Genomic DNA, 5,536 nt, shown 5'->3' on the forward strand with positions numbered 1-5,536 from the left:
AAAGCGAGCGATCTGAAACAGACTGAAACAACAACGAAATCCACGGGTAGTGGTAGTTTAAGAAAAGGTTCAACTCCTTTTATTTCGGCGAGGTAACTTTTTTATGGTTACACGAAAGTTCATTGATATATTGAATTGACAGCGCGTTATCGTGAGATAACACGAAAAAGAATTAAGACTAGAAGAGTCGTCTTTGAGCATTACTTGAGAGAGTAAAAACATACTTAGTAATTGTTATTATATTTAAGATTTAACGATGAAGAGTTTGATCCTGGCTCAGGATGAACGCTAGCGGCAGGCCTAACACATGCAAGTCGAGGGGTAACATAGAAAAGCTTGCTTTTCTGATGACGACCGGCGCACGGGTGCGTAACGCGTATACAATCTACCTTTTAGCGAGGGATAGCCCAGGGAAACTTGGATTAATACCTCATAGTATGGTTGGATAGCATTATCCTGATCATTAAACATTTATGGCTAAAAGATGAGTATGCGTCCTATTAGTTAGTTGGTAAGGTAACGGCTTACCAAGGCAGCGATAGGTAGGGGTCCTGAGAGGGAGATCCCCCACACTGGTACTGAGACACGGACCAGACTCCTACGGGAGGCAGCAGTGAGGAATATTGGACAATGGGCGAGAGCCTGATCCAGCCATGCCGCGTGCAGGAAGACTGCCCTATGGGTTGTAAACTGCTTTTACAGAGGAAGAACCACCCCCACGTGTGGGGGTTTGACGGTACTCTGCGAATAAGGATCGGCTAACTCCGTGCCAGCAGCCGCGGTAATACGGAGGATCCAAGCGTTATCCGGAATCATTGGGTTTAAAGGGTCCGTAGGCGGATTTATAAGTCAGTGGTGAAAGTCTTCCGCTTAACGGGAGAACTGCCATTGATACTGTAGATCTTGAGTTGTTATGAAGTGGTTAGAATGTGTAGTGTAGCGGTGAAATGCATAGATATTACACAGAATACCGATTGCGAAGGCAGATCACTAATAACACACTGACGCTGATGGACGAAAGCGTAGGTAGCGAACAGGATTAGATACCCTGGTAGTCTACGCCGTAAACGATGGTTACTAGCTGTCCGGCCTAATTGAGGGCTGGGTGGTTAAGCGAAAGTGATAAGTAACCCACCTGGGGAGTACGTTCGCAAGAATGAAACTCAAAGGAATTGACGGGGGCCCGCACAAGCGGTGGAGCATGTGGTTTAATTCGATGATACGCGAGGAACCTTACCAGGGCTTAAATGTAGTCTGACAGGTCTGGAAACAGACTTTTCTTCGGACAGATTACAAGGTGCTGCATGGTTGTCGTCAGCTCGTGCCGTGAGGTGTCAGGTTAAGTCCTATAACGAGCGCAACCCCTGTGGTTAGTTGCCAGCGAGTCAAGTCGGGAACTCTAGCCAGACTGCCGGTGCAAACCGCGAGGAAGGTGGGGATGACGTCAAATCATCACGGCCCTTACGTCCTGGGCCACACACGTGCTACAATGGTAGGGACAGAGAGCAGCCACTTCGTGAGAAGGAGCGAATCTATAAACCCTATCACAGTTCGGATCGTAGTCTGCAACTCGACTACGTGAAGCTGGAATCGCTAGTAATCGCATATCAGCCATGATGCGGTGAATACGTTCCCGGGCCTTGTACACACCGCCCGTCAAGCCATGGAAGCCGGGGGTACCTGAAGTCCGTTACCGCAAGGAGCGGCCTAGGGTAAAACTGGTAACTGGGGCTAAGTCGTAACAAGGTAGCCGTACCGGAAGGTGCGGCTGGAACACCTCCTTTCTAGAGCGAAGTACTATTAAAGGTACTAGCGCAGTTACTAAGAGGATATGTTGTTTAAAGAAGTCCTTTTGGTCTTGATTCTTGTCAATTTAATTTATAGGGACAGTCTCATAGCTCAGCTGGTTAGAGCGCTACACTGATAATGTAGAGGTCGGCAGTTCGAGTCTGCCTGAGACTACTTTTTAAAGTAGTTGTAAGGCTACAGAGAAGTTCATTTGAAATAGGAAATTTTAGAAGTTGGGTAACCAAGTTGACGTATAGGTCATCAATTAACTGATAACTGTTAACTGATACCGACTACTGAAAGACCTGGGGGATTAGCTCAGCTGGCTAGAGCGCCTGCCTTGCACGCAGGAGGTCATCGGTTCGACTCCGATATTCTCCACAAGGCGATGCCTTGAGATGTAGATCTTGAGAGATTCGCCGCGAAGAAGCGCTGATATTTATTATCGGTGGCGATTCGCCACGTTCATTGACATATTGAGAAACAAAGAATACGAGAGAAACTACAGTTATAGAAGTTAAATTTTATAACAAGCGAATTAAATATTCGAGTTACTTTAAGAGTAACAAAGAATACGAGCATTAGAAGGCAAAAAGCACACAAGCTAAATAAGGGCGTGTGGGGGATGCCTAGGCTCTCAGAGGCGAAGAAGGACGTGATAAGCTGCGAAAAGCTGCGGGGAGTGGCACATACACTTTGATCCGCAGGTGTCCGAATGGGGCAACCCACTTGATTGAAGATCAAGTATCCGAGAGGAGGCAAACCCGGGGAACTGAAACATCTAAGTACCCGGAGGAAGAGAAAACAATAGTGATTGCGCTAGTAGCGGCGAGCGAACGCGCATTAGCCCAAACCATAAGGTTTACGGACCTTATGGGGTTGTAGGACCACAATATTCGACACACAATGAATTAGAATCCTTTGGAAAGAGGAACCAAAGAGGGTGACAGTCCCGTATAGGTAAAGCGTGTGAAGATAGTGGTATCCTGAGTAGTGCGGGGCACGGGAAACCCTGTATGAATCCGGCGGGACCATCCGCCAAGGCTAAATACTCCTGAGAGACCGATAGTGAACCAGTACCGTGAGGGAAAGGTGAAAAGAACCCTGAACAAGGGAGTGAAATAGAACCTGAAACCACGCGCTTACAAGCGGTCGGAGCCAGTTTACTGGTGACGGCGTGCCTTTTGCATAATGAGCCTACGAGTTACCGTTTCCAGCAAGGTTAAGTATTTAAGATATGGAGCCGTAGCGAAAGCGAGTCTTAATAGGGCGAATGAGTTGGTAATGGTAGACGCGAAACCGTGTGATCTACCCTTGGGCAGGTTGAAGCTGTGGTAACACATAGTGGAGGACCGAACCCGTTGACGTTGAAAAGTCTTGGGATGACCTGAGGGTAGGGGTGAAAGGCCAATCAAACTCGGAAATAGCTCGTACTCCCCGAAATGCATTTAGGTGCAGCGGTATAATAGTTTTATAGAGGTAGAGCTACTGATTGGATGCGGGGGCTTCACCGCCTACCAATTCCTGACAAACTCCGAATGCTATAAAATGTTTTATATCAGTGAGGGCATGGGTGCTAAGGTCCGTGTCCGAGAGGGAAAGAACCCAGACCATCAGCTAAGGTCCCCAAATGTATGTTAAGTTGAATAAACGCGGTTGGACTGCCCAGACAGCTAGGATGTTGGCTTGGAAGCAGCCATTCATTTAAAGAGTGCGTAACAGCTCACTAGTCGAGCGGTCCGGCATGGATAATAATCGGGCATAAACATACTACCGAAGCTATGGATTTACAATTTATTGTAAGTGGTAGGGGAGCATTCTATTTGCGCTGAAGGTGTACTGCGAGGTATGCTGGAGCGGATAGAAAAGAAAATGTAGGCATAAGTAACGATAATGCAGGCGAGAAACCTGCACACCGAAAGACTAAGGTTTCCCCAGCTATGCTAATCAGCTGGGGGTTAGTCGGGACCTAAGGCGAACCCGAAAGGGGTAGTCGATGGACAAGCAGTTAATATTCTGCTACTTGCCCCACGTTAAAGCGGACGGAGGCGAAAAGTTAGTGCGTACTGACGGAATAGTACGTTGAAGGGAGTGGTAACACCCCGACAGTACACAAAAGCTACGGCCGGCGTGATAATCTAGCGGATCGACTTCCAAGAAAAGCGAGTGGTGGCAACCCGTACCGTAAACCGACACAGGTAGTTGGGATGAGAATTCTAAGGTGCTCGAGAGATTCATGGCTAAGGAACTAGGCAAAATGGGCCCGTAACTTCGGGAGAAGGGTCGCCCATCTTCGGATGGGCCGCAGTGAAGAGGTCCAGGCGACTGTTTATCAAAAACACAGGACTCTGCGAAATCGAAAGATGAAGTATAGGGTCTGACACCTGCCCGGTGCCGGAAGGTTAAGAGGAGACGTTAGCTTCGGCGAAGCGTTGAATTGAAGCCCCGGTAAACGGCGGCCGTAACTATAACGGTCCTAAGGTAGCGAAATTCCTTGTCGGGTAAGTTCCGACCTGCACGAATGGTGCAACGATCTGGACACTGTCTCAGCCATGAGCTCGGTGAAATTGTAGTATCGGTGAAGATGCCGATTACCCGCTACGGGACGAAAAGACCCCGTGCACCTTTACTATAGCTTAGTATTGACTTTGGACAAGTGATGTGTAGGATAGGTGGGAGACGTTGAAGCTGCATCGCCAGGTGTGGTGGAGTCATTGTTGAAATACCACCCTTTACTTGTTTGAAGCCTAACTTCCACTGGAAGGACAGTGCTTGGTGGGTAGTTTGACTGGGGTGGTCGCCTCCAAAAGAGTAACGGAGGCTTCTAAAGGTTCCCTCAGCACGCTTGGTAACCGTGCGTAGAGTGCAATGGCATAAGGGAGCTTGACTGAGAGACATACAGGTCGATCAGGTACGAAAGTAGAGCATAGTGATCCGGTGGCACCGCATGGAAGGGCCATCGCTCAAAGGATAAAAGGTACGCCGGGGATAACAGGCTGATCTCCCCCAAGAGCTCACATCGACGGGGGGGTTTGGCACCTCGATGTCGGCTCGTCACATCCTGGGGCTGGAGAAGGTCCCAAGGGTTGGGCTGTTCGCCCATTAAAGTGGCACGCGAGCTGGGTTCAGAACGTCGTGAGACAGTTCGGTCTCTATCTGTAGTGGGCGTTAGAAATTTGAGTGGACCTGACTCTAGTACGAGAGGACCGAGTTGGACGAACCTCTGGTGTATCTGTTGTTCCGCCAGGAGCATTGCAGAGTAGCTACGTTCGGAAGGGATAAGCGCTGAAAGCATATAAGCGCGAAACCCACCACAAGATGAGATTTCTTTAAAGGACCGTGGGAGACGACCACGTTGATAGGCCATAGGTGTAAAGGCAGCAATGTCATAGCCAAGTGGTACTAATAATCCGTAAAGCTTGGTGCTGGCGTTCCGGTATCTTCGGGTACCGGAACGGCTGAAATGCCGCTAAGCTCGATAATTTGCAGGTTAGTTTATCCGTTCTTTGTTTTTCAGTTATGTCAATCTTATTAGAAGTAAGGTGTATGATTTAGATCATCCAGGCTTGCTTAACGATTTAAGGTGGTTATAGCGACGGGGCTCACCTCTTCCCATTCCGAACAGAGAAGTTAAGCCCGTTAGCGCAGATGGTACTGCTATCTTGTGGGAGAGTATGTCGCCGCCTTGTTTTTGAAACCCCTTCAGGTTATCCTGGAGGGGTTTTTTTATACCCCTGTCCCAAAAAAG

2 tRNA genes and 3 rRNA genes are annotated in these 5,536 nt (G+C 48.5%); all 5 read left to right on the plus strand.

The features are described from left to right. Positions 1-253 precede the first annotated feature (253 nt). A 16S ribosomal RNA gene (locus tag ACFQ3Q_RS14030) occupies positions 254-1,784 on the plus strand. 104 nt (positions 1,785-1,888) lie between these two features. Beyond that, positions 1,889-1,962 (plus strand) — tRNA-Ile (locus ACFQ3Q_RS14035). Between the two features lie 133 nt (positions 1,963-2,095). Further along, a tRNA-Ala gene (locus ACFQ3Q_RS14040) sits at positions 2,096-2,169 on the plus strand. Positions 2,170-2,384: 215 nt separating this feature from the next. Continuing rightward, positions 2,385-5,215, plus strand: a 23S ribosomal RNA gene (locus tag ACFQ3Q_RS14045). A gap of 152 nt (positions 5,216-5,367) precedes the next feature. Beyond that, positions 5,368-5,477, plus strand: a 5S ribosomal RNA gene (rrf, locus tag ACFQ3Q_RS14050). Together the 16S, 23S and 5S rRNA genes with 2 tRNA genes alongside form the textbook arrangement of a ribosomal RNA operon. Positions 5,478-5,536: the final 59 nt, after the last annotated feature.

The organism is Salegentibacter chungangensis (assembly GCF_042678405.1).
Taxonomy (GTDB): domain Bacteria; phylum Bacteroidota; class Bacteroidia; order Flavobacteriales; family Flavobacteriaceae; genus Salegentibacter_A; species Salegentibacter_A chungangensis.